At 70.9% G+C, this 22,650-nt stretch carries 17 protein-coding genes; 8 read left to right on the top strand and 9 right to left on the bottom strand.

Annotation, left to right across the window (positions count from 1 at the left end; genetic code table 11):
- Positions 1-12 precede the first annotated feature (12 nt).
- The 3 genes from OEB96_RS17365 to OEB96_RS17355 form a co-directional block, all read right to left on the bottom strand.
- Positions 13-3,141, bottom strand: a complete 3,129-nt coding sequence (locus OEB96_RS17365; protein ID WP_266217120.1) for an error-prone DNA polymerase — start codon at positions 3,139-3,141, stop codon at positions 13-15.
- Positions 3,142-3,243: 102 nt separating this feature from the next.
- Positions 3,244-3,597: an NlpC/P60 family protein gene (locus OEB96_RS17360; protein WP_266217119.1), complete on the bottom strand. Its 354-nt coding sequence runs from the start codon at positions 3,595-3,597 to the stop codon at positions 3,244-3,246.
- 139 nt (positions 3,598-3,736) lie between these two features.
- A complete protein-coding gene (locus OEB96_RS17355) occupies positions 3,737-5,296 on the bottom strand; it encodes a Kelch repeat-containing protein (RefSeq protein WP_266217118.1) in 1,560 nt (519 codons plus the stop codon).
- Positions 5,297-5,572: 276 nt separating this feature from the next.
- Between OEB96_RS17355 and OEB96_RS17350 the strand changes: the two genes are divergently transcribed.
- The gene (locus OEB96_RS17350) at positions 5,573-6,289 is read left to right on the top strand and encodes a hypothetical protein (protein ID WP_266217117.1); all 717 of its coding nucleotides are present in this window, start codon (positions 5,573-5,575) and stop codon (positions 6,287-6,289) included.
- A gap of 20 nt (positions 6,290-6,309) precedes the next feature.
- Here OEB96_RS17350 and OEB96_RS17345 read toward each other — a convergent pair whose 3' ends face one another.
- Positions 6,310-7,434 (bottom strand): CapA family protein, encoded by a 1,125-nt coding sequence (locus tag OEB96_RS17345; protein ID WP_266217116.1) that lies wholly within the window; start codon positions 7,432-7,434, stop codon positions 6,310-6,312.
- Positions 7,435-7,481: 47 nt separating this feature from the next.
- Here OEB96_RS17345 and OEB96_RS17340 point away from each other — a divergent pair, with 47 nt between their 5' ends.
- The 3 genes from OEB96_RS17340 to OEB96_RS17330 all read left to right on the top strand — a co-directional run bounded on the left by OEB96_RS17340 (position 7,482) and on the right by OEB96_RS17330 (position 10,135).
- The gene (locus OEB96_RS17340; RefSeq protein WP_266217115.1) at positions 7,482-7,961 is read left to right on the top strand and encodes a VOC family protein; all 480 of its coding nucleotides are present in this window, start codon (positions 7,482-7,484) and stop codon (positions 7,959-7,961) included.
- 75 nt (positions 7,962-8,036) lie between these two features.
- Entirely contained in the window at positions 8,037-9,002 is a 966-nt protein-coding gene (locus tag OEB96_RS17335) for a tyrosine recombinase XerC (protein WP_266217114.1), read from the top strand.
- Between the two features lie 110 nt (positions 9,003-9,112).
- Positions 9,113-10,135 (top strand): Dickkopf N-terminal cysteine-rich domain-containing protein, encoded by a 1,023-nt coding sequence (locus tag OEB96_RS17330; protein WP_266217113.1) that lies wholly within the window; start codon positions 9,113-9,115, stop codon positions 10,133-10,135.
- 23 nt (positions 10,136-10,158) lie between these two features.
- Here the strand turns inward: OEB96_RS17330 and fdhF are convergent, their stop codons facing one another.
- From fdhF to OEB96_RS17305, 4 genes are all read right to left on the bottom strand, one after another.
- Positions 10,159-12,840 (bottom strand): formate dehydrogenase subunit alpha, encoded by a 2,682-nt coding sequence (gene fdhF, locus OEB96_RS17320; protein WP_407674645.1) that lies wholly within the window; start codon positions 12,838-12,840, stop codon positions 10,159-10,161.
- 50 nt (positions 12,841-12,890) lie between these two features.
- Positions 12,891-14,603, bottom strand: a complete 1,713-nt coding sequence (locus OEB96_RS17315; RefSeq protein WP_266217112.1) for an NADH-ubiquinone oxidoreductase-F iron-sulfur binding region domain-containing protein — start codon at positions 14,601-14,603, stop codon at positions 12,891-12,893.
- 101 nt (positions 14,604-14,704) lie between these two features.
- Positions 14,705-15,664, bottom strand: a complete 960-nt coding sequence (locus tag OEB96_RS17310) for a DMT family transporter (RefSeq protein ID WP_266217111.1) — start codon at positions 15,662-15,664, stop codon at positions 14,705-14,707.
- Between the two features lie 83 nt (positions 15,665-15,747).
- Positions 15,748-16,815, bottom strand: a complete 1,068-nt coding sequence (locus OEB96_RS17305; protein WP_266217110.1) for a M23 family metallopeptidase — start codon at positions 16,813-16,815, stop codon at positions 15,748-15,750.
- A 241-nt stretch (positions 16,816-17,056) separates the two neighbouring features.
- On the opposite strand from OEB96_RS17305, the gene OEB96_RS17300 reads away from it, so the two are divergent.
- From OEB96_RS17300 to OEB96_RS17290, 3 genes are read left to right on the top strand one after another with little or no spacing between them, the layout of a single operon-like run.
- A complete protein-coding gene (locus OEB96_RS17300; protein WP_266217109.1) occupies positions 17,057-17,893 on the top strand; it encodes an extensin family protein in 837 nt (278 codons plus the stop codon).
- A gap of 16 nt (positions 17,894-17,909) precedes the next feature.
- On the top strand, positions 17,910-19,013 hold the full coding sequence (locus OEB96_RS17295; RefSeq protein ID WP_266217108.1) for an agmatine deiminase family protein: 1,104 nt from the start codon (positions 17,910-17,912) through the stop codon (positions 19,011-19,013).
- Positions 19,014-19,024: 11 nt separating this feature from the next.
- Positions 19,025-20,845, top strand: a complete 1,821-nt coding sequence (locus OEB96_RS17290) for a hypothetical protein (RefSeq protein ID WP_266217106.1) — start codon at positions 19,025-19,027, stop codon at positions 20,843-20,845.
- Positions 20,846-20,850: 5 nt separating this feature from the next.
- On the opposite strand, the gene OEB96_RS17285 is transcribed toward OEB96_RS17290, so the two are convergent.
- On the bottom strand, positions 20,851-21,756 hold the full coding sequence (locus OEB96_RS17285; RefSeq protein WP_266217104.1) for a LysR family transcriptional regulator: 906 nt from the start codon (positions 21,754-21,756) through the stop codon (positions 20,851-20,853).
- A gap of 161 nt (positions 21,757-21,917) precedes the next feature.
- Here OEB96_RS17285 and OEB96_RS17280 point away from each other — a divergent pair, with 161 nt between their 5' ends.
- Positions 21,918-22,580: an NADPH-dependent F420 reductase gene (locus tag OEB96_RS17280; RefSeq protein WP_266217102.1), complete on the top strand. Its 663-nt coding sequence runs from the start codon at positions 21,918-21,920 to the stop codon at positions 22,578-22,580.
- Positions 22,581-22,650: the final 70 nt, after the last annotated feature.

Raw genomic sequence — 22,650 nt, 5'->3', positions numbered from 1 at the left:
GCGCTCGGAGGCTCAGTGGAAGCTGCGGATCTGCGTGGGTGGGGCCGCGGCGCGCACCGTGGGCTCCCACAGCCGCTCGGCCACCAAGTGCACCACGCCCTCGGCTTGCTGGATCTTGCCGCTGACGCCCAGCACCGCCGCGCTCTTGATCAGGATCGCGTGCTCGCTGAACACCCGCTGCCACACCACCACGTTGACGAAGCCGGTCTCGTCCTCGAGGGTGAGGAAGGTGACCCCGCTGGCGGTGCCCGGGCGCTGGCGGCAGATCACCAGGCCCACGAACTCGGCACGTTGCTGGTCGCGCATGTGGGCCACGTCTTCGGCCCAGGGCAGCCCGGCCGGGAGCCCGGGGCGGATCGTCTCCATGGGGTGCCCGCGCGTGCTGTGGTGGCTGGCGCGGTAGTCCCACAGGATCGCCTCGGTGGGGTGCACGGCGGCAAAGCGCGGCTGATCCTGCGCGGGGGCTTGATCGGCCGACAGCGGCAGATCGTCGCCCTGCTGGCCCCACAGCCCGCGCACGGCCCACAGCGCATCGCGGCGATCGAGCCCGAAGCACGACAGCGCTCCGGCCTCGGCCAGCGCCTGCAGCGATCGCAGCGGCAGCCGGGTGCGGCGCACGAAGTCGTCGAGATCGGCGTAGGGCGGGGGCTGCTGCTCGAGGTCCCAGCGCTCGCGCTCGCCGAGGCCCTTGACCAGCCGCAGGCCCATGCGCAGCGCCCAGCGCGAGCGCGGCTCGTCGTGGCCGTCGTCGCTGCCGTCCGCAGCGGCGGGCTCGAGCGTGCAGTCCCACTCGCTGTGCTGCACGCTCACCGGGCGCACGGGCACCCCGCGGCGCTTGGCGTCCTCCACGATCGAGGCGGGCGAGTAGAACCCCATGGGCTGTGCATTGAGCAGCGCGGCTGCGAACACGGCCGGGTGGTGTCGACGCAGCCACGCGGTGACATAGGCGATGAGCGCGAACGAGGCCGCGTGGCTCTCGGGGAAGCCATACTCGCCAAAGCCCTGGATCTGCGAGAACACCCGCTCGGCGAAGTGCGGCTCGATCCCGTTGGCGACCATGCGCGAGAGCAGCCGCTCGCGGTGCCGCTCGATGCGGCCGGCCGAGCGCCACGCCGCCATGTCGCGCCGCAGCTCGTCGGCCTGTCCGGGTGTGTAGTCGGCCACGGCAATCGCCAGCTTCATCACCTGCTCCTGGAAGATCGGCACGCCGTTGGTCTTCTCGAGCACGCGGCGCAGCGCGGGGTGGGGGTACTCGACCGGCTCGAGCCCCTGCCTGCGTCGCAGGTAGGGATGCACCATGTCGCCCTGGATCGGGCCCGGGCGGACGATCGCGACCTCGATCACCAGGTCGTAGAACGTGCGGGGCCGAAGGCGCGGCAGCATGGCCATCTGGGCGCGGCTCTCGATCTGGAACACGCCCAGGGTGTCGCCGCGCGAGATCATGTCGTAGGTGGCGGGATCCTCGGTGGGGATCTGGTGCATCGAGAGCGGCGCTTGCTCGTGGTGCTCGAGCATCGCCAGCGCTCGCTGCACCATCGACAGCGCGCCCAGGCCCAGGAGATCGACCTTGAACAGCCCCAGGTCCTCCACGTCGTACTTGTCCCACTGAACCACGGTGCGGCCCTCCATGGTGGCAGGCTCGATCGGCACCAGCGTGTCGACCGGCTCGTGCCCGAGCAGGAAGCCGCCCGGGTGGATCGACAGGTGACGCGGAGTGTCGAGCAGCTCGGCGGTCAGGTGCAGCAGGTGCTGGTGGGCGGGGGCGAGCGGATCGAGGCCCGCGTGCTGGAGGACCTCGGGGCCGAATCCATCATCGTGCCCGTTTCCGTGCCCCTCTCCGTGGTAGTAGAGGAGCTTGGCCAGCCGATCGAGCGCCGTCGCCGGCATGCCCAGCGCCTTGCCCACGTCGCGGATGGCCGAGCGGGCGCGGTAGCGGATCACGTTGGCCACCATCGCGGCGTGCTGGCGACCATAGCGGGCGTAGACCCACTGGATCACCTCCTCGCGGCGCTGGTGCTCGATGTCGAGATCGATGTCGGGGGGCTCGGCGCGCTCGCGGCTCAAGAAGCGCTCGAACAGCAGATCCATCTTCACCGGGTCGATCGCCGTGATCCCCAGGCAGAAGCACACCGCGCTGTTGGCCGCCGAGCCGCGGCCCTGGCACAGGATCCCCTGCTCGCGGCAGCGCTCGACGATCTCGTACATGGTCAGGAAGTAGCCGCCGTAGTCGAGCTCGGCGATGAGCTGCAGCTCGCGCTCGAGCTGATCCTGGACGGAGGCCGGCACGCCCTCGGGGTAGCGGCGGGCCGCCCCGCGCAGGGCGAGCAGGCGCAGCCAGTCGGCCTCGGTGTGGCCCTCGGGAATTCGTTCGCCGGGGTAGCGGTAGCGGATCTGATCCAGCGAGAAGGTGCAGCGCTGTGCCACCTCGAGCGAGCGGGCGAGCGCCGTGGGGTCGTCGGCGTAGAGCGCCTGCATGACCTCGACGGGTAGGAGGTCGTGCTCGGCGTTGCCGCGGATCCGCGTGCCCGCGGTGGCGAGGGTGCAGCCATGGCGGATGCAGGTGACGATGTCCTGCAGCGGGCGACGGCTGCGGTGGTGGTAGAGCACCTCGGTGCTGGCGACCACGGGGGTGGAGGTGGCCGACGCCGCCGCTCGCAGGGTTCGCTCGCGCAGAGCGTCGTCGTCCTGGCGGTGGCGGGTGAGCAGGGCGTAGAGGCGATCGGCGAACGGCTCGCGCAGGGCGGGCAAGAGGGCGGGGTCGGGGCACAGCGCGAGCAGTCCCGGGCCGACGCTGCGCAGCTCCGACGTCAGCACGCGGCTTTGGCCCTTGGGACAGCGGGCACGGCCCTTGGAGAGCAGCTGGCACAAGCGGCCGTAGCCCTCGCGATCCTGGGCGAGCAGCACCACCAGGCGCGGCGGAGCGTCGACCGTGTCCTGCACGGTGACCTGCGCGCCATGGATCATGCGCAGGCCCAGCTCCTTGGCGCGCACGTGCGCGCGGACGATGCCGTGCACGCCGTCGCGATCGGTCAGCGCGAGGGCGGGCAGGTGGAGCTCGTGCGCGCGCTCGACGAGCTGCGAAGGATGGCTGCTGCCCTCGAGGAAGGAGAAGTTGCTCTTGACCCAGAGGGGGGCGTACATGGGCGGGGAGCGGATGATACTGATATTTTGTTCAGCTATGCAACATGGACGGCCAAACCTTCCCGATGGGGCCGCAACTAGCCGCAACTACCCACCCCGCGCTCAGTACTTCGAACTCGAGTGCAGCATCTGCCCCCCGTACCCATTGACCAGCTTGCGCGGCCGCTTGCCCGGTCCGGGCACGTCGATGAGCTTCATGCCGGGCTCGCCGATGTAGATCGCGACATGACCCATGGTGCCGGGCCGCGTCCAGCCCACCACGTCGCCCGGCTCGACGCCGCTATAGTCGTTGCCCGATCCCACCGAGTGGGCGTCCTGGCCCAGGAGCGAGTTGGCCTCTTCCCAGGGCACGCCGAGCACCTCGCAGACGAAGCCGCTGCAGCCCTGGAGATAGACGCGCCCCTCGACGAGCAGGCGCTTGGCAATTTGTACGCGTTTGGACTTGGTGTTGGACATGATGGATCGGACCTCGCAGTGAATCCCGATCTCACGGCGACGCACCCCGATCGTCAAGCGGATCCTTCGTTCTCGACCCGAATGGGGCGCGGTCTCGGACGCCGCGGGGCGGTCTCGCACCGAGGTGCCCTGCGGCGGCTCACGGCCGAAATCCCACGTACTCCCAGGTCTCCGCCACCGCGCTCCCGGGCCCGCCGTTTTGCAGCTGCCCGCCGAAGAGGATCGCCCGGTTCTCGCCCACCACCTCGGCCATCGAGTAATTGAACCGCGGCGTCGGCTCGCCCATCGGCATGAGGTTGGCCCACGTGTTCGCCACCGGATCGTAGGCGTACATCCCTGGGCTGGGATTGACGCAGCAGTTGCCCAGCTTTCCGCTCCACACGACCATGCGCCCGTCGTCGAGGATCTCGCCGTCGAGCACGGCGCGGGCGCCCGGACCCCCGGTGATGGTGCCGCTGCTCCAGCTGTTGGTCGACACCGCATAGCGCCACGTCTGGTTGATCGGGTTCTGGCTCTGGAAGCCACCGATCACGATGGCGGTGTCGGCATCGTCGAACGCGAGGGCGAACGACGCCGTGGGCTGCGGACCCGCGGGCGGGACCATGTTCTGCCACGCGTTGGTCGCCCCATCGAAGACCCACGTGTCGCCGAACTCGTTGCCGGGACTCATCATGCCCCCGAAGAGGAGCGCCCGGTTGTCTCCGATCGAGACCATCCCGTGCTGAAAGCGGGCCGGGGGCGCGGCCCCGGGATCCAGGCTCCACTGCTCGGCGACGGTGTCGAACAGCCACGTGTCCCCGAGCGCACCGCCGGCTCCGCTGTTGGTGCCGCCGAACAGCACCACCGTGTCGGCATCCAGCCTCGCCATCCCGTGTGCGTTGCGAGCGGGTGGGGCCATGGGCGGAGCCAGCGGGAGCTGGGTCCACGTGTGGGTGGCCAGCTCGAAGATCCACGTGTCCCCGAGCCAGATCCCGTTGTTGTCGCGCCCGCCGAACAACAGCAGCCGGCCATCCTGCAGGTCCACCAGCGGTGCGTTGAACCGCGCCGAGGGCCCCATCGCCATGATCGGCCGAAATGCATTCTCGATGGTGTGCCCGCGCACGGTGATGTCGTAGGGGTTCTCTTCGGGATCGTCGCTCGCGAGGCTGAGGAGCGCCTGTCGCAGTCCGCCGGCCTGGGGGGTCAGCATAACCGTGAACGCGCTCGCGTCACCGGCGGCGATCGTGGTCGCCAGCCCGCCTTGCTCGACCACGAAGTCATCGGTCCCGGGTCCCATGACCAGCACGCCGCCGATCTGCAGATCGTCGGTCCCCACGTTCTCCACCGTCACCGTCACCGCCGCTCCGACCTGGCCCACGGCCACGGTGTCGGCGAGGTCGAAGCTGCCGCCGGGGTCGATCACCATGCCATCGACCGAGACCTGGATGTCCGGTACCAGCTCGGCCGTGGTTTCCTCGGGGCCGGTGGTGGTGGAGTCGACCGCACCGTTGGTGGTGTCGAGATCGGACACGGTGGTGGAGCCCGTCGTCATGCCGCCCGTGGTCGGATCGACCAGCGTCGTGCTGCCCTCGCCGATCGCGGTGGTGGACGAGCCCTCGCTCGGAAGCGGCGTCTCGGGTGGATTGAAGCACCCTGGTGCGACCAGGGCGATGCACGGCGGCAAGACCAACGACAGGGAAAGGGGACGAGCCCGAAGCATTGCCCTAGCCTAACAGCACCCTCCTCGCACGGGGACGGCACCGTTTTCGCGCAACCGAGCGAGTCCCGCAGCCCCGCCGACCCATGGCCCCGCTGACCCGTTGCAAGTGACCGAAGGTTGGCGCGACGATTGCCTTGGACGACTCGCTCCATGCACGCCCCCGCCTTGGTCCTCTTCGTCCTCGTTGGATCGGCGAGCCATGCCGAGCCAGCACCCGAATCTGCGCCGCCTCCATCCGCGGCGGCGCCAGCCGAGCCTGCGCCGCCGGTCGAGACCGTGCCGCCATCGGAAGCCGAGCCGCCACTCGAGGCCGCTCCGCCGACCGAGGCCGCTCCGCCGCCCGAGTCCGGAGGCGACGCGGTGCCGGGGACCATCCTCACTCGGGAAGAGATGGAGGCCGAGGACGATCTGTTCGCCGAGACCGAGACCGAGCCCGAGCCTCCCGCGACCGACGAGGTGCACTCGTTCGAGGACTTCTCCGAGGATGCCACCGCCGAGTCGTTCCAGCTCCAGCCCCCGGGTCCTCGTCCCAGCCGCCCGCCCCCGGTGTTCGGCCCCAACTGGCTGACCTTCGGGCCCATCCTCGGCCGTGGCGCCATTGGCCTCGGCGTCTCCTACGTGCGCTTCGTGATCCCCCACCTCGGAGTCGGAGCCGACATCGAGGACGTCGTGTACTTCGGTGGTGACGTCATCAACTTCTTCCACCTCACCCCGAAGGTGACGTTGATGATGTTGCCGTACCGTCGCTTCTCTCCCCTGGTCCAGACCGGGATCGGCTTTGCGGCCCTCAGCGCAGGGGTGGGGGTCTACGCTCGCTGGATGGCGGGGCTGGGGTTCGCGATGGCCTTCAATCGCTTCTCGATGCGCATCGGGGCGGACGTGTGGGGCTTGATGCCGGATTCCACCTTCGCGCAGCGGGTGACCTGCCCGCTGGTGTCGACCCCGTGCTCGCTGGGGATCTCGCCCTGGATCGCCGTTGGACGGGGCTTCTGAGCGTCGCCCGTTCTCGTCGCTCATCCCCGCAGCACGATCGCCCCGTCCGCATCCTCCCCAAACCGCGCCCCGAACGGCTCACTCATCCGATCGAGCGCCTCGGCCAGCCAGCGTCGGTCGGGCTCGTCGGCGCGACGTAGCTGCATCCGGCACATCCGCATGGGGTAGAGCCGGAGCTCCACGAGCGTCCCGGCCTCCGGCGACAGCGTCACCATGCCCATCACGCCCAGATCGCTGCGCCAGCGCGAGGGGGTGCAGATGCCCTCGTAGTCGGTGATGAGATCGCCCATGCCGTAGAAGATCGGCCGACCCCGGTACAGCTCGATCGCGCGTACGTGGTGGGACGAGTGCCCGTGCACCACGGCGATGCCTCCGTCGACGAGGCGGTGGGCGAAGTCCACGTGCTCCTGCGGAATCTCCTCGCCCCAGTTGCTGCCCCAGTGGATCGAGACCAGCGCGACGTCCCCCGGCCGCGCCAGCAGGCGGGCCTGCTTGGCGATCGCATCGGCCACGGCGGAGGTCGGCTCCCGCAACAGCCACAGGCCAGGGCGCGTGGTGCTGGCGGCCCAGTCCCATGGGATTCCGCTCGAGGGACTGCCCAGGGCAAAGACCCACAGCGTGCGCCCGTGTCCCAGCGTCACGCGGGCGGGTCGCGTGGCCTCGACCAGGTTGCGACCGGCCCCGGCGTACCCGATCCCGACGCGCTGCAGGGTCTGCAGGGTCTGCAGCAGGCCCATGCGCCCGAAGTCGAGCACATGGTTGTTGGCCAGCACGCACACGTCGAGGTGAGCGGCGCGCAGGCAATCGATGTTGTCCGGGCTCATGCGGTGGTGCGCGCCCTTGCCGGGCCGGAAGTCCCGGCTATTGGTGATGCTGGTCTCGAGGTTGACGACCGAGGCGGCGGGCTGGTGCTGCTGGAGGATCGCCAGTCCGTCGCCCCAGACGTACGTGGGATCGACCGGGGCCAGAATGCGTCCGTGGGCCTTGGCCGCCAGCCGAACGTAGGCGGTGGCCCGGGTGGCATGGGCCTCGCGCAGCTCGGGATCGCCGGGGTGGGGGAGGACTTGATCCACGCCCCGGCCGGTCATGACGTCGCCTCCGAGGAACAATGTCACGGGCGGCCGGTCCGAATCGCTCGTGGCCATGCGGGTCTGCGTGGATGCAGGGGGCATACCAGCGAGGACGCATCGCGGTGGCCCCTCGCGATTCGCCGACCGGGTCGGGCCGGTGCCTGGGGAAGTTCACGCGGCGGTGGGGCATCGTCCCCACGACCGAGGTCATCCTGGTACCCTTCGCGGGCATGGAGAAGATCACGGGCATCGGTGGGTTCTTCTTTCGCTCGCGCGACCCCGGCGGGCTGGCGAAGTGGTACGAGCAGCACTTCGGGATCTCCGTGGTCCCCACGAGCTACGACGGGGAGGCGTGGGCGCAGGAGGCGGGAACCACCGTGTGGGCTCCGTTTCCGGAGGACACCAAGATGTTCGGGCGACCCGAGCAGCAGTGGATGATCAACTTCCGCGTGCGGGAGCTCGACGCCATGGTGGAGCAGCTGCGCGGCGCGGGGATCGAGGTCGTGGTGGATCCCGAGCAGTACCCCAACGGACGCTTCGCCACGCTCGCGGACCCCGAAGGCAACCCGATCCAGCTGTGGCAGCCGCAGGTCGTGGGCTGAGCGCCTCGGCGCCGGCTGGCGGGCGCCGGCGTCGATTCCTTCGCCTGGCTCGCGGCATCGGGTAGGCTCGAGGCCATGCGCGACGCCCTCGACCGCTTCGTCGAGCACCTGCAGAGCCAGGTGCGGTCGTCGCCGCACACCGTGCGCGCCTACCAGCGAGACATCGCGCAGTTCCTCGACACCGTCGAGGAGCGCACGGGCCGGGGCGCCACGCCGGCCGACCTGCAGGTCCGCCAGGTGCGGGCGCACCTGGCCACCATGCACGGCAAGCGGGCGCCGAGCACCATGGCACGCAAGCTCTCGGCCTTGCGGCGCTTCGGCGAGTTCCTGCGGCGGCAGGGCCTGGTCGAGGACAACGAGGCCGCGCTGGTGAGCAACCCCAAGCGGGGGCAGCGGCTGCCGGTCGCGCTGCCGGTGGAGGACGTGACCGCGATGATCGAGGCCCCCGCCGAGGCGGTCGCGGCCTCGACGGTGGTCGTGCCGAGCGAGGTCCATGCGCGTCGCGATCGCGCCGTGCTCGAGGTGCTCTATGGCGCCGGGCTGCGCGTGAGCGAGTGCGTGCGGCTGGATCTCTCGCACCTGCGCTGGGAGGGCGATCGCCTGCTGGTGCGGGTGGTCCTCGGCAAGGGCGGCAAGGATCGCGTGGTGCCGCTGGGGCGGCCGGCCGCGCAGGCGCTGCGCGAGTACCTCGAGCTTCGGCCGCGCCTGCTGCGGCCCAAGTCGCCCGCCGAGGCGGTGTTCCTGGGCAACCGCGGGGGCCGGCTGTCGGATCGTCAGGTGCGCTACCTGGTCGAGCGCCGCAGCATCACCGAGGCCAGCGCCCGGATCAGCCCCCATGGCCTGCGCCACAGCTTCGCCACCCACCTGCTCGAGAGCGGGTGCGACCTGCGGGCGATCCAGTCGATGCTCGGTCATGCGAGCCTGTCCACCACGCAGCGCTACACCCACCTGTCCATCGGGCGGCTGATGGACGTCTACGAGCAGGCGCATCCGCGGGCCCGCATGCCCCGGGGGCAGGGCGACGGATCGTCGAAGGGATAGCCCGCGCCCCGGGCCGAGGGCGACGGGGCGGCACGGCCGGCAAGAACGCCGTTGCCCGTGGGCGATCGTGGGCGTGCTCGGGTGCCGCGACGACGGGGTAGGATTGCTCGATGCAACGTCGGCTTGGTCTCGTCGCGCTCTCGGTCCTCGCGCTCTTCACCTCCTCGCTCGGCTGTCGCGACGATCGCAACGGCGAGCCGCAGTACGACGAGCTCGTGGACGCACAGATCGATGCACTGTGCGACTACTTCGTCGCGTGCGGCCTTGCGACCAGCGCAGACCTGTGCGTCGACGCCTGGGGCTCGTTCGTGCGCCTGCCGGCCGATCTCGACGCCGCCATCGCCAACGGCACCGTGATCTACGATGCCTCGGCGGCCGGCACCTGTCTCGATGCCATTCGCAATGCGACCTGCGAGGGCTTCCTCGACACCTTCGCCGAGGAGTCGTGCGAGCGGGTGTTCCAGGGCACCATCGACAACGGCAACGCCTGCTTCATCAGCGAGCAGTGCGTCAGCCAGTACTGCCAGGCGACCGAGTGCACGATGGCCTGCTGCCAGGGCACCTGCATCGCGCCGCCGCCCGAGGCGGCGGTCGGGCAGGACTGCACGGGCGAGGCGTTCTGCGTCGACGGGGCCTACTGCGACTACGAGACCGGACTCTGCGCGGCGGAGAAGGCCGCCGGCGAGACCTGCCCGGGCGGCTACGAGTGCCGCAGCGGGCTCTCGTGCATCAGTGGCGTGTGCGATCCGGGCCCCGGGGAGGGAGCGGCGTGCGCCGACTTCCAGTGCGCGGCGCCGTTTGCCTGCGACATCGACTCGATGACCTGTCAGCGCCTGCGTGGCGAGGGCGAGGCGTGCAACCCCGAGGCCAGCATCTGCGCCCTGGGCCTGAGCTGCGACGCGGGCTCGAACACTTGCGCCGTGCCCGGAGGCGTGGGCTCGTCGTGTGACTACGGCTTCATCGGCACGGGCTGCAGCGGCGATCTCTACTGCGACTACGACCTCGAGTTCGGGGAGGGGACCTGTCAGCCGCTGGTGGCCAACGGGGGCGCGTGCGAGGACGATGAGGCGTGCGAGAGCCAGTACTGCGGGATGGCCGGGACCTGCGAGCCCGAGCCGGTCTGCGTGCAGTAGGGGTGGTGCGTGCGGCTCGGGCGCTACACCGGCTCGAGCCGCACCGGGCAGACCTTGAGCTCCGCCGTCTCCGTGACCGGATCGTACCCCGCCCCGGTCAGGACGTTCACCGGCACGTCGCCGAACGAGAAGCTGCAGAACACGGTGCCCCGCGGCGAGCGATCGGTCGCCTCCACCCGCAGCTCCACCGCCCCGCGCGAGCCGACCATGCGGCACTTCCCTCCGTCGGTCAGCCCCCACCGGGCCACGTCGTCCGGGTGCACCTCGAGGACCTCCTGAGGCACGAAGAAGTGCATGCCCGCGCGGCCGGTCATGGTGCGCGTGTGGTAGTGCTGCAGGCGGCGCCCGGTGGTGAGCCACACCGGGAACTGCTCCGAGACCACCTCGGCCGGATCGCGATAGCCGACCCGCATGAACTTGCCCTTGCCCGAGGGGCTCGGGAACTCGTCCTCGTGCAGCCGCGGCGTGCCGGGGTGGCCCTGCTCCGGGACCGGCCAGTGGTACTTGCCCGTGCCAGCCTTCTCCCAGTCCACCCCGGCGTAGATCGGGGAGACCGAGCACAGCTCGTCGAAGACGTCCTGGGCCGAGTGCCATTCGAACCCGGGCGCGCCCATGCGCTGGCCGATCTGCGCCACGATCCACCACTCGGGCTTGGCCTGCCCCTGCGCGGGCACGGCCGCGCGCACCCGCTGGATCCGTCGCTCGGTGTTGGTGAACACGCCATCGGTCTCCGCCCACGCGCTCGCGGGCAGCACCACATCGGCCAGCTCGGCCGTCTCGGTGAGGAAGATGTCGATCACCACCAGGTGATCGAGGTTCTCGAGCGCGTGCTGGCAGTGCGCCCGATCGGGATCGCTGACCAGCGTGTTCTCGCCCGCGATGATCATCGCGTGCAGCTTGCCCTCGGCCGCCAGCTCGAGCGCGCGCACCTTGGTGATGCCCTTGACGGGCTCGATCTCCCGCCCGTAGAGCTCGCTGAAGCGCCGGGCGTTGTCCGGGTCGGTCACCGGCAGGAAGCCCGGGAAGTTGTTGGGCAGCCCGCCCGCGTCGCCGGCGCCCTGGATGTTGTTCTGACCGCGCATCGGGTTGATGCCGGTGCCCTCGCGCCCGATGTTGCCGGTCATCAGGGCCAGGTTGCACAGGCTCTGCACGTTGTCGACGCCGCAGATGTGCTCGGTGATCCCCAGCGTGTAGTAGATGGCCCCGCGCTCGGCCCGGCCGTACAGGAGCGCCGCGCGCTCGATGTCGGCGGCCGGGACCCCGCAGATGGTCTCCGCCCACTCGGGGGTGAACTGCCGCACGTGCTCGAAGAACGCCTCCGCGTCCTCGGTGCGGGCCTCGATGAACGCACGGTCGCACAGGCCCTCGCGCTCGATCACGTGGGCCATCCCGAGCAGGAGCGCCACGTCGGTGCCGACGCGCAGCGGCAGGTAGATGTCTGCGATCTCGGCCAGCGGAATCCGCCGCGGGTCGGCCACGATCATCGTGGCCCCGCGCCGCAGCGCCTTCTTGAGCCGAGTGGCCGCCACGGGGTGGCACTCGGTCATGTTGGTCCCGATCGCGAAGATCACGTCGGGCTTCTCCATGTCGGCCAGAGGGTTGCTCATGGCCCCGCGTCCGATGGTGGCGGCCAGACCGGCCACCGTGGGAGCGTGTCAAGCCCGTGAGCAGTTGTCGACGTAGTTGGTCCCGCTGGTGGCACGGATGAGCTTTTGGATCGCATAGGCCGACTCGTGCGGCGCACGACCCGAGGCGATCGCATAGGTGCTGTGGCGGCCGTGGTCGTGCAGCGCCTTCGCAAAGCCGGCCGCGGCCCGATCGAGCGCCTCGTCCCAGCTCGCGGGGCGCAGCGTGCCGTCGTCCCCGCGCACCAGCGGGGTGCGCAGGCGATCCTCGTGCTGCACGAAGTCGAACGCGAACTGACCCTTGACGCAGAGCGCCCCCAGGTTGGCGCCGCCGTCCCGCGCGGGGCGAATGCCCACGAGCTTGTCGCCCTTGGACAGCAGATCCACCGAGCAGCCCACCCCGCAGTAGGGGCACACCGAGCGGGTGGCCGCGATCGGCTCGGGGTCGGCCTGCGCCCGCATGGCCTTGCGATCGGCGAGCGCCCCGGTGGGGCAGGTCTGCACGCACTGGCCGCAGAAGGTGCAGGCCGAGTCCTGCAAGAGGCCGTCGAACTCGGTGGTGATCTTGGTCTCGAACCCGCGACCGCGCACGCTGATGGCGTAGTCACCCTCTTGCTCGGCGCACACCCGCACGCAGCGGTAGCAGGAGATGCACTGGTCGTAGTCGCGCAGGATGAAGGGGTTTGCGTCGTCGGTGCGGCTTTGGCCCGAGTGGTGGCCGGCGAAGCGCTCGCCGGTGACGCCGTAGCGCGTGCGCAGCTGCACGAGCTCCTGCGAGGCGCTGCCCCGCAGCGGATCGATGGTGGCCTTGGGGTTCTCGGAGACCACGAGCTCGAGCAGCGTCTTGCGATGCCGCTCGAGCGTGGGGGTCTTGGTGTGCACCTTCATGCCGGGCGTGGCCTTGGTGGTGCACGAGGCCACGGGATTGCGCAGCCCCTCGACCTCCACCACGCACAGGCGACACCCCCCGAAGGGGTCGAGCCGGTCGTCGTAGCATAGCGTGGGCACCTGCCGACCCATGCGCTGGCTGACCTCGTAGATCGTCTCGCCTGGGGTGAACGAGACCTCCTGGCCGTCCATCTCCATGACGGCGGCCAAGGTGGAGGGGGCGGGGGTCTGGATGGGCTGGTTCATGCCTTCCTCGCGGCGAGGTGGCGGGCCACCTGTTCGGGAAAGTACTTGAGCAGGCTGTCGGTGATGAGCGGGGCGGCGGTGCCCAGGCCGCAGGCCGAGGTGGCCTTCATGGCATCGCCGATGTCGACGACCTCGGTCGTCCAGGGATCGAGCTCGGTGGGGCCCGAACCTCCGGGTCCGGGACTGAGCCTCTCGCTGAGGCGCTGGGTGCCGATCCGACACGGGAAGCACTTGCCGCACGACTCGTGGGCGAAGAACGCCATGGCCTCGTGCGCCACCGCCACCATGTCGCGGGTGTCGTCGAAGACCATGATGCCGCCCGCGCCGAGGAACGAGCCGTGGCTGCGCAGGCAGGGCTCGTCGAGGGTGACGTCGAGGCGCTCGGCCCCGAGCAGGCCGCCCGAGAGACCGGCCATGGTGACGGCCTGGACCGAGCGCCCCGGGCCGGGGCCGCCGGCCCACTCGTCGAGCAAGGTGCGAAGGGGCAGGCCGATCGGTACCTCGTAGTTGCCGGGTCGGACCACGTCGCCCGAGAGGCTGATGACCTTGGTGCCCGCATGATCGCCAAGCCCCAGCGTGCGGTACCACGTGGCGCCGTGGCGAAGAATCGGGGCCACCGCGCACAGCGTCTCCACGTTGTTGACCACGGTGGGCTTGTCCTCGTAGCCGTGGGTCACCGGGTAGGGCGGGCGGTTGCGCGGGAACGGGTGCTTGCCCTCGAGGCTGTTGAGCAGGGAGGTCTCCTCGCCGCACACGTAGGCCCCCGCGCCTCGGCGCACGCACAGGGCGAAGCCATCGAGCAGCCCGGCGGTCTTCGCCTCGGCGATGGCACGCTCGAGGATCACCATCGTGTCGGGATACTCGTAGCGCAGATAGATGAAGCCTCGCGTGGCGCCCGTGGCCCGCGCGGCAATGGCCATGCCCTCGATCAGCGCATGGGGATCGTGATCCATCAGGGCACGGTCCTTGAAGCAGCCGGGCTCACCCTCGTCGGCGTTGCAGACGATCGTCTTGGGATCGCCGGGTGCGTCGGCCACCGCCTGCCACTTGCGGCCGGTGGGAAAGCCGGCGCCGCCGCGGCCAGCGAGGCCGCTTTGGGTGATCACGTCGATGATCTCGGACGGGCTGCGCGCGGCGGTGAGGGCCTCGTAGCCGCCGGTGGCGCGGTAGCCGGCCAGGGTGGCGCGACCCGGCGTGCGGATCTCTGCGAACACGCACTCACCGCTGCCGTCCCCCGCCGCACCGGGGTAGGGCGGGGGCAGGGGCGAGGGCTCGAGGCGAAGGAACGCCTCGGGGGGCGGCCATCCACGCTCGTCGCCTTGGGCGCCGAAGGCCCCGCCGGCGGTCGTGCCGACCAGCAGCTCGGCGCCGCGCAGCACGGGGATCGGTGCATCGCAGCGACCCGCGCAGGGCATTGGGGTGGCGTCGGGGAGCGCCCGCAGCAGCGCGTCGCAGCCGCGGAGGCGGCACACCGGTCCGTCGCACACCCGCGGCGCGCGCTGGCCCGGAGGGGTGCGGGCGAAGTGGTGGTAGAAGGTCACCGTTCCGAACAGGTCCGCGAGGGGCATTCGCAGCCCCTTGGCGACCGCGCGCAAGGCGTCGTCGGTGAGGTGGCCGTCGCGATCGTGGAACGCGTGCAACAGGGGCAGCAGCGGGGCAGGCTCGCTGCGCCAGCGTTGGATCAGCTCGTCGTCGGTGGGCGTGGGCACGGGCGGGACCAAACGAGAGGGGGCTTGGCCAGGGTACCACCCGGTTTTGGCGCGCAGAAAGCGAATGCAAGCGTTGCGCGCACCAATGGGTGTCGGATGGCTCACCGATCCGGGGTGTTCGATGCCGGCGTCGAGCTCGGAGCGTGGTCCGAGGCTCGGCGTCGGTGTCGGCCGAGGGCCAGCGCGATGCCCAGCAGGATCAGGGCGCTGCCACCGATCGTCGAGCGCGTCAGCGGCTCGTCGCCTGCGGCCCAGCCCAGCCACAGCGCCAGGGCGGGGGTCACGTACGCGATGAGGCTCAGGCGGCTGGCGTCGACGTAGCGCAGCAGCCAGTAGTAGAGCCCAAACGACACCACGGTGCCCACCAGGGCGAGGTACGCCAGCCCCGCGACGGCTTGGCCCGTGAACGTGGCGCTCGACTGGGTCTCGAGGGGCAGCGCCACCAGCCACAGCGCCGTCGCGCCCACGATCATGCCGTTTCGATTGAGCAGGGTGGCCGATACGGCCGGACCGTGGCGCTTGACCAGCACCTGGCCGGCCGCCGCCGACAGCGGGCTGAGCAGGAGGAACGCCCCCGTCCACAGCGCCTCGCCACCGATCCGGCGCAGATCGGTGGCGAACAGCACCGCCACCCCGCCGAGGCCCACGCAAAAACCCAGCCACTGGCGGGCGCCCAGGCGCTCGCCGGGCAAGAAGCGATGGGCGAGGGCGGCGGTCATCATGGGGAACACGGCCCACAGCACACTGGTGAGCCCCGAGGGGATCACGGTCTCGGCCATGTAGACGATGCCGTAGGAGATCGCGAAGTTGAGCAGGCCCATGCCCAACGACAGCCACCACGCGGGGCGCTCCCCGCCCTCGCGGCGGTGAAGGAGCGGGGCCAGCAGGGTGAAGACCAGGGCGGCCAGCGTGAAGCGGGTGGCGGCCGACGACAGCACCGGGAGGTCGCGCAGGCCCGCCTTGATCACGAACCAGGTGCTGCCCCAGATCCCGCACAGGATCATCACCGCGAGCGCGACGACCAGAGGACTCGGACCCGCACGGCTCGCCGCATGGTTCATGAGCGAACCGCTCGATAGCCTGGACCCGGGGGGTTGTCCAGGTGGCCTGGCGCCCACGCTCGCCGACCCGCGCCGGCTCCGAGTCAGTCCCCCAGCCGGGCCCTCGACTCGATCCGTTGGCCCTTGATCGGCAGCACGCGATCGCGGGCCTGCGCGTCGACGGTCACATCGACGAATGGAGCGGGCAGGGCGAGCTCCGCGTCGCCTTCACCGCCGGCGTGGGGGTGGGACAGGTGAAGATGGATGTGGGCACCGGTGCTGCGCCCGCTGTTGCCGACCTCTGCGACCACTTGGCCGGCCTCGACGTGATCGCCCACCTTCACGCGCAGGCTACCGGGGCGCGCATGCCACAGCGACGAGACCTCGCCAAAGCCATGATCGATCACCAGACCGTTGCCGCCCGCCTCTCCTCGCACGCCGGGTTCGTTGTCGGGCACGCCATCGACCACGCGGATCACCTCGCCGGCCGCGGGGGCGCGCAGCAGCTGCCCGTAGGCATGGTAGCCATCGTTGTCCTTGGTGCCCCGGCGACGAAAGCGGCCATCGACCATCAGCACCAGATCGTAGGCGAAGCGCTGGGACGTGCTGCCGTGGTGGGCGTTGAGCTCGCGCGTGGGCCCGCCCTGGGCGACCGTCCACTCGCCCTGCGCGGGCACGTGCAGGCGGGTCACGGGCACGTAGGCCTGCGCGGGAGCGGTGAGCTCGTCGATGAACCAGTGCTCGCGGACCAGCAGGCGCTCGAGCTGGCGGGTGGGGGTGAGCGCGAATTGGTAGAGCACCGGGGTCTGCACGACGCGGCCGCGAGGGCCCGGGCGCTCGTGGACGATCAGGCCCGAGTACCACAGCAGCGCCCCCTCGCGCTGGAGGCGTTCCTCGAGGATGCCCGCGGGTTGGCCGTAGCGCTGCGCGAGGTCGCGGCTGGATCGCTGCAGGGTGAGCGCCGGCAGCCGCTCGCGCAGGCGCGGGGTCATGCGGGCGGCGACTCGATCGACCTCGCCCGAGGCCAGCGCCGCGATGATCTCGTCGGCTTCACCCATGAGGGCGGAGTGGGCCAAGACCGTCAGCTCGCGCGGCGGCGTGGTCGAGCCCTGGCGAGCACAGGCGGGTGCGAACGCACAGAAGCCAGCGAGGGCAAGGGCGAGGGCGCGCACGCACGGAGGATAGGCGAGGAGCGACGTGGGGGCGCTGCGGAGCCGCTCCGGCGCCCTGCGGAGGCTGAACGCACGGATCCACGATCCATTCGTTCATTCTCTTGGGGTCGAACACCCCCACCTCGATCCGCTTCTTCATCCTCATTGGGGTTGGCCAGCCCCATTTCTTGGGGGAGTGGAGGATTCACCCGATGTCACCGGGGCCACGGAACCAAACGAAGTCCCGTGCGTACATCGGCCGATGCGCATTCGGCTCTTGGTGGCAGCTGCGGGGGGGCTCTCGATGGCGGCGCTGGCCGCGTTCTTCGCCACCGAAGTGCTCCATGCCGAGGAGGCACCCGCGGCGCTCGCCCACGACCAGCCCGCACCCACCCCGGTCTCGTCGGTGGTCGGCGAGCCCACGCCCGACCAGACCGCGGAGGATCCAACCCCCACCAAGCCCGACGATGCGCCGAGTGATGCCGAGCCAGACGAGTCGGAGGACGAGTCCGACGAGGTCTGGGTCGGCCCCCCCGACGTGATCCCCGACTGCGAGGCCAAGCTCGCCGAGGCCGGCATCGAGTACAAGCCCTCGCGGATCCCCCTGCACAAGACCAAGTCGGGCATCACCTGCGGGGCCGCGCAGGTCGTTCGCTACACCAAGGGCCCCGGCGGGATCAGCTGGGGCAACCCCCAGGTCACCTGCGGCGTGGCCCTGGGGATGGCCAAGCTCGAGGGCATCATCCAAGAGGAGGCCGAGCGCCACCTCGGCCGCCGGGTCAAGCGGATCAAGCACATGGGGACCTACAGCTGCCGCGAGATGGCCAACTACCCCGGCTGGGTCAGCGAGCACAGCTACGCCAACGCGATCGACATCAAGTACTTCGCGCTCACCAACGGCAAGGAGATCCCGGTGCTGGGCAAGTACCCGCGCGACGGCGCCGAGCCCAAGGACGCCGCCGGCCGCTTCCTGCGGGCGGTGGCCCGCCGCACCTACGACGAGCACGCGTTCTCGGTGGTGCTCACGCCCTCGTTCGATCGGATCCACCGCAACCACTTCCACCTGGACATGGCCCGCTACCTCGTGGACGGCACCTGAGTCCATACTCTCGTCCGTGTCCTGGTGGGCCGCAGCCCTGCTCGTGGGGCCCTTGCTCGATGGGATGCCCGCCGCGGGGATCGACCCCACCGGGTATCGCGTGCTGCAGACCGCGACGCCGCTGCCCGGGGTGCTCGTGGGAGATCACGAGCCCGTCGACGCGCTGCTGGTGACGCTGACCTGGACGTGGCCCGACTCGCTGGCGTCGTTGCTCGAGGCGGCCGCTCCTCATGTGCCGGTCATGGTGCTGCGCGAGGACGAGGTCGACGCCGCGCAGGCTCAGCGCTGGCTCGATGCCACCCTGTCGCCCGCCGCCCGGACGCGCGTGGAGTTGCTGCCGGTGATGGTCGACTCTCCATGGGTTCGCGACTACGGGCCCCTCCAGCGTCGCGATGCCGACGGCACGCTGCGCTGGCTCGACCCCGCGTACGAGGATCGACCGCTCGACGATGCAGTGCCCGTCGTGCTCGGACGGCGCTTGGGTGTCCCCGTGACCCCCTTGCCCTGGTCGGTCGATGGCGGTGCGGTGGCCAGCAGCGGCGATGGCCTGTGTGCCGCCACCCATGGCTACTTCCGGGCGCATGGCCTGCGCGACGCGGGCGCTGGGATCTCCACCGAGCTGCTGCCCGCGCTCGGCTGCGAGGTGCTGGTGCTGGTACCGGGTTTGCCACAGGAGCCCACGGGGCACATCGATCTCATGGCCCAATTCCTGAGCCCGAGCACGGTGGCGGTGGCACAGGCGGATCCGGAGCTCGAGCCGGAAGTGGCCGCGGCGCTCGACACCGTGGTGCGTGGCCTTCGAGCCGCTGCGGACCAACGCGGCCGGCCGTTGACCGTGGTGCGCCTGCCCACCACGCGCAACCTGGTGGGAGATCTGCATGCCTACGTCAACGGCGTACGGCTGCCCCACGCGTACTTGCTGCCCTCGTTCACCGATCCACCCAGGCCGGCCGAGCAAAGGGCCATGGCGATCCTGGAGCATGCGCTGCCCGGGGTCGAGGTCGTGCGAGTGCCCGCCGCGGAGCTGACCGATCTGGGGGGCGCGGTGCACTGCGCGGCGATGGGGTTGTTGCTCCCGCCGTCGTCGTTCGGCTTGTCAACCGAGCAGCCGCGGGGCTAATACGGTGGGCCATGGTCTCGTCGTCTCGTGATCGCGATTTCATGGTGGGCGTAGCGGTTGGCCGACTGGCCAGCCGCTTGCTCGTTCCAGTGGCCCTGCTGCCTGCGTGCACCGATCCGCCAGGTGTCGTCTCGACTGCGGGCTCGTCGAGCACCGGTGACGAGACCACCACGAGCCCTGCCGTCGACTCGACCACCGGTGCCTCCACGGGCGGCACCGCAGTGGTCACCAGCACGGGCGACGGCAGCAGCAGCGACTCGACCACCGTGGCTCTCGACGACACCGACGGCAGCAGCAGCGAGAGCAGCAGCGGCGGCGAGCCTGGCTGCACGGGTCCCGAGGATCCCGGCTGCGGCTGCGATGGCATCGATGTGCCCGACGTCGGTGGCGTGGACGAGAACGCCGACGGCATCGACGGCCTGGCCCACTGCTCGGTGTTCGTCAGCGATCTGGGCGGCGACGACTCCAACACCGGCCTGTCGAGCGACGACCCCGTGGCCACCATCGCGCGCGGCATCGAGATCTCACAGGGGTTCGATCCGCCCCGCCCGGTGCTGATCGCCGAGGGCACCTACGAGGGCACGATCACCCTGGGCAACGGCACCAGCCTCTACGGGGGCTACGACGCCAGCAGCTGGAACCGCAACATCCTGAGCAACGACGTCACGATCGTCGCCACCGAGGCGCGGGCGGTGATCGCCAACGACATCGACCGGGTCACCGAGATCGACGGGCTGACCATCGTGGGCATGGACTTCGCGAGCGCTGGCGCCAGCACCTACACGGTATGGGTGCGCAATGCGATGGGGGGCCTGCTGCACTTCGACTACTGCACCGTGGTGGCTGGGGCAGCCGGGGCCGGGGCCAGCGGAGCGGACGGCACGGCCGGCACGGCCGGCGCGGCCGGCACGCCGGCCGACCAGGGCTCGGGGGGCACCGGAGGCACCTCGGTCTGCGGAGCCGTCGGTGGCAACGGAGGCAACGGCAACGTGTGCCCGTCGCAGAACGGCCAGCCCGGGTCGGCCGGTGGCGATCCGACCGCCGTGGGCGCAGGCGGGTCGGCCGGCTCGAGCAATTGCGGCGGGTGCTTCGATGGCGCCACCCCGGGCTCGACGGGGTTCGCCGGCGGGGTGGGGGCCAACGGCCTGGCCGGGGTCGTGGCCACCGATCCCGACGGCCTGTTCACCATGAGCGGGCTGTGGATGCCGGCCGCCGGCAACGATGGCGGCCGCGGGCTGCATGGTGGGGGTGGGGGTGGCGGTGGCGCCGGAGGCTTCGACAGCGATCCCCTCGGCTGCGACATCAACACCGCCGAGGAGCCGTGCAGCGGTGGCGGTGGCGGCGGTGGAGCCGGGGGCTGCGGAGGTGCGGGCGGGCTGTCGGGCTCCTCGGGCGGGGGATCGTTCGCCATGGTGATCATCGATGCCGAGATCGAGGTGACCAACACCGACGTGTTCCTGGGCTCCGGAGGCGACGGCGGAGCCGGAGGCGACGGCGGCAACGGGGGCTCGGGCGGTGCGTTCGGAGCCGGGGCACCACCGTGTGGCTGTACCAACTGCGGCGAGGAGCCCGAGCCCGGGGCGGCCGGAGCCGCGGGCGGTGGCGGTGGCGGTGGCGGTGGCGGTTCGGGAGGCTGTGCGGGCCCGGCCATCGGCATCGCCTCGGTCGGCTCCACCATGGTGACCACCGGCAATGTCGCGTTCATGGGCGGATCGGCCGGCACGGCCGGCCCGGGCGGGCAGGGAGGCCTGCGCGGCGATGGCTCGGGCGCATCGGCGCCCGCCGGTCCGGGCGGCTGCGCGGGGGTGGTGGCCGACGAGCGCGCGTACTAGCCCCGTCAGCGACGGCCGCCCGGGCCCAGCGTCTCGGACACGAAGTCGAGGAACGCTCGCACCTTGGGCGTGCTCTGCTGCCCGGGAAGCACCAGCGCGTGGACGGGGGGGCCGGGGGCGGCGTGGTCGCGCAGCACCTCGACCACGCGGCCGTTGGCCAGCGCGCGCTCGACCATGAAGTCGAACACCTGGGCCACGCCCACGCCGGCCTCGGCCGCGGCCACGATGAGCTCGCCTTGGTCCAGGTCCACGCGGCCCGGAACATCGAGGCTGCGCGGCGATCCGCCCGGGGCGTCGAGGAAGGTCCACGGCACCGCCTTGCCACGTGGCGAGCGAAAGCGAAGGCACGCGTGATCGGCCAGCGCCTCCGGGGTCCCCGGTGCCCCGTGGCGGGCGAGGTAGTCGGGCGCGGCCACCGTGATCCAGCGCGGCTGCATGAGCTTGCGAGCCACCAGCGTCGAGTCGGGCAGGGGACCCACCCGCAGCGCCACGTCGACCCGATCGTCGACCAGGCGCACGCGACGATCGGTCAGGCGTAGATCGAGGTGGAGCGCAGGGTAGCGCGCCAGCAGGCGCGGCAGCCGGGCCACGAGCGTCGGCCCCAGCACGTACGACAGCGAGACCGTCAGCTCGCCGCGCGGGGCTCGGGCCGCGGCCGCCGCTTGATCGCGCCCCGCCTGCACGTGGGCGATGGCGTCCTCGCAGCGCGCCAGGAACCGCGTACCCTCCTCGGACAGGCTCACCTTGCGGGTCGTGCGGTGCAGCAGCGTGGCCCCCAGCTCGGCCTCGAGGCGCTTGATCGCCTTGCTGATCGCGGCCGGGGTCACCCCGAGCTGCTCGGCCGCCACCCGAAAGTTGCGGGCCCGCGCGGCGTGGACGAAGGGCACGATTCCATCGAAGAGGTCCGCCATGGCGGACTCGAGTATGCCGTGGATTGTCAACCCGTGGTTGATGAAGTGCCAACGAAGCCGACGTTGTATCCGCAGGGGTGGGGGTCTAGCTTTCGCATGCACCCGGGAGGCTCGAACGGCCTCTCCATCCGACGAGGGGCAGGACGAAGGAAGGCACGCACATGAAGATCGCAGTCTTGGGAACCGGCACGGTCGGCCAGCAGATCGGCAGCAAGCTGGTCGCGCTCGGCCACGAGGTGATGATGGGCTCGCGCACCGCGGGCGGCGACAAGGCGACCGCATGGGCGCAGCAGGCGGGCAAGGGGGCGTCCGAGGGCACCTTTGCCGAGGCGGCGGCGTTCGGCGAGCAGGTGTGGAACTGCACCGCGGGCGGGGCCTCGCTGCAGGCCCTGCAGGCGGCGGGGGCCCAAAACCTCGCGGGCAAGATCCTGGTCGATCTGAGCAATCCGCTCGACTTCTCCAAGGGCTTTCCGCCCACGCTGTCGGTCTGCAACGACGACTCGCTCGGCGAGCAGATCCAGCGCGCGTTCCCGGAGGCCAAGGTGGTCAAGACGCTCAACACCATGGCCAACCCCATCATGGTGGACCCCGGGTTCGTGCCCGGCGATCACGAGGTGATCGTCAGCGGCAACGATGCGCAGGCGAAGGCCGAGGTGACGCGCTTGTTGACGGAGCAGTTCGGGTGGCGCTCGGTGATCGACCTCGGCGACATCACGACCGCCCGCGGGACCGAGGCGTGGCTCTTGCTGTGGACCCGGCTCTACGCGGCGCTCGGGAACGCCGACTTCAACCTCCACCTGCAGCGCAAGCCCAAGGAAGGCTGAGGGGGCATGGCCCGGCCACCCGCGGGCGGGGCCGAGCCCGTGGGAGCCCAAGAGCGACGCGCTGGGCTCG

It is taken from the genome of Paraliomyxa miuraensis (genome assembly GCF_026337845.1).
GTDB classification, from domain to species: domain Bacteria; phylum Myxococcota_A; class Polyangia; order Nannocystales; family Nannocystaceae; genus Paraliomyxa; species Paraliomyxa miuraensis.
This window is presented reverse-complemented; position numbering and strand designations above follow the sequence as displayed.

What these genes read in the sequence shown, in the direction of transcription:
- OEB96_RS17365 (WP_266217120.1), bottom strand. Translation starts at nt 3,141, where the DNA reads ATGTACGCCCCCCTCTGGGTCAAGAGCAACTTCTCCTTCCTCGAGGGC.
- OEB96_RS17360 (WP_266217119.1), bottom strand. Translation starts at nt 3,597, where the DNA reads ATGTCCAACACCAAGTCCAAACGCGTACAAATTGCCAAGCGCCTGCTC.
- OEB96_RS17355 (WP_266217118.1), bottom strand. Translation starts at nt 5,296, where the DNA reads ATGCTTCGGGCTCGTCCCCTTTCCCTGTCGTTGGTCTTGCCGCCGTGC.
- OEB96_RS17345 (WP_266217116.1), bottom strand. Translation starts at nt 7,434, where the DNA reads ATGGCCACGAGCGATTCGGACCGGCCGCCCGTGACATTGTTCCTCGGA.
- OEB96_RS17335 (WP_266217114.1), top strand. Translation starts at nt 8,037, where the DNA reads ATGCGCGACGCCCTCGACCGCTTCGTCGAGCACCTGCAGAGCCAGGTG.
- OEB96_RS17330 (WP_266217113.1), top strand. Translation starts at nt 9,113, where the DNA reads ATGCAACGTCGGCTTGGTCTCGTCGCGCTCTCGGTCCTCGCGCTCTTC.
- OEB96_RS17310 (WP_266217111.1), bottom strand. Translation starts at nt 15,664, where the DNA reads ATGAACCATGCGGCGAGCCGTGCGGGTCCGAGTCCTCTGGTCGTCGCG.
- OEB96_RS17300 (WP_266217109.1), top strand. Translation starts at nt 17,057, where the DNA reads ATGCGCATTCGGCTCTTGGTGGCAGCTGCGGGGGGGCTCTCGATGGCG.
- OEB96_RS17290 (WP_266217106.1), top strand. Translation starts at nt 19,025, where the DNA reads ATGGTCTCGTCGTCTCGTGATCGCGATTTCATGGTGGGCGTAGCGGTT.
- OEB96_RS17285 (WP_266217104.1), bottom strand. Translation starts at nt 21,756, where the DNA reads ATGGCGGACCTCTTCGATGGAATCGTGCCCTTCGTCCACGCCGCGCGG.
- OEB96_RS17280 (WP_266217102.1), top strand. Translation starts at nt 21,918, where the DNA reads ATGAAGATCGCAGTCTTGGGAACCGGCACGGTCGGCCAGCAGATCGGC.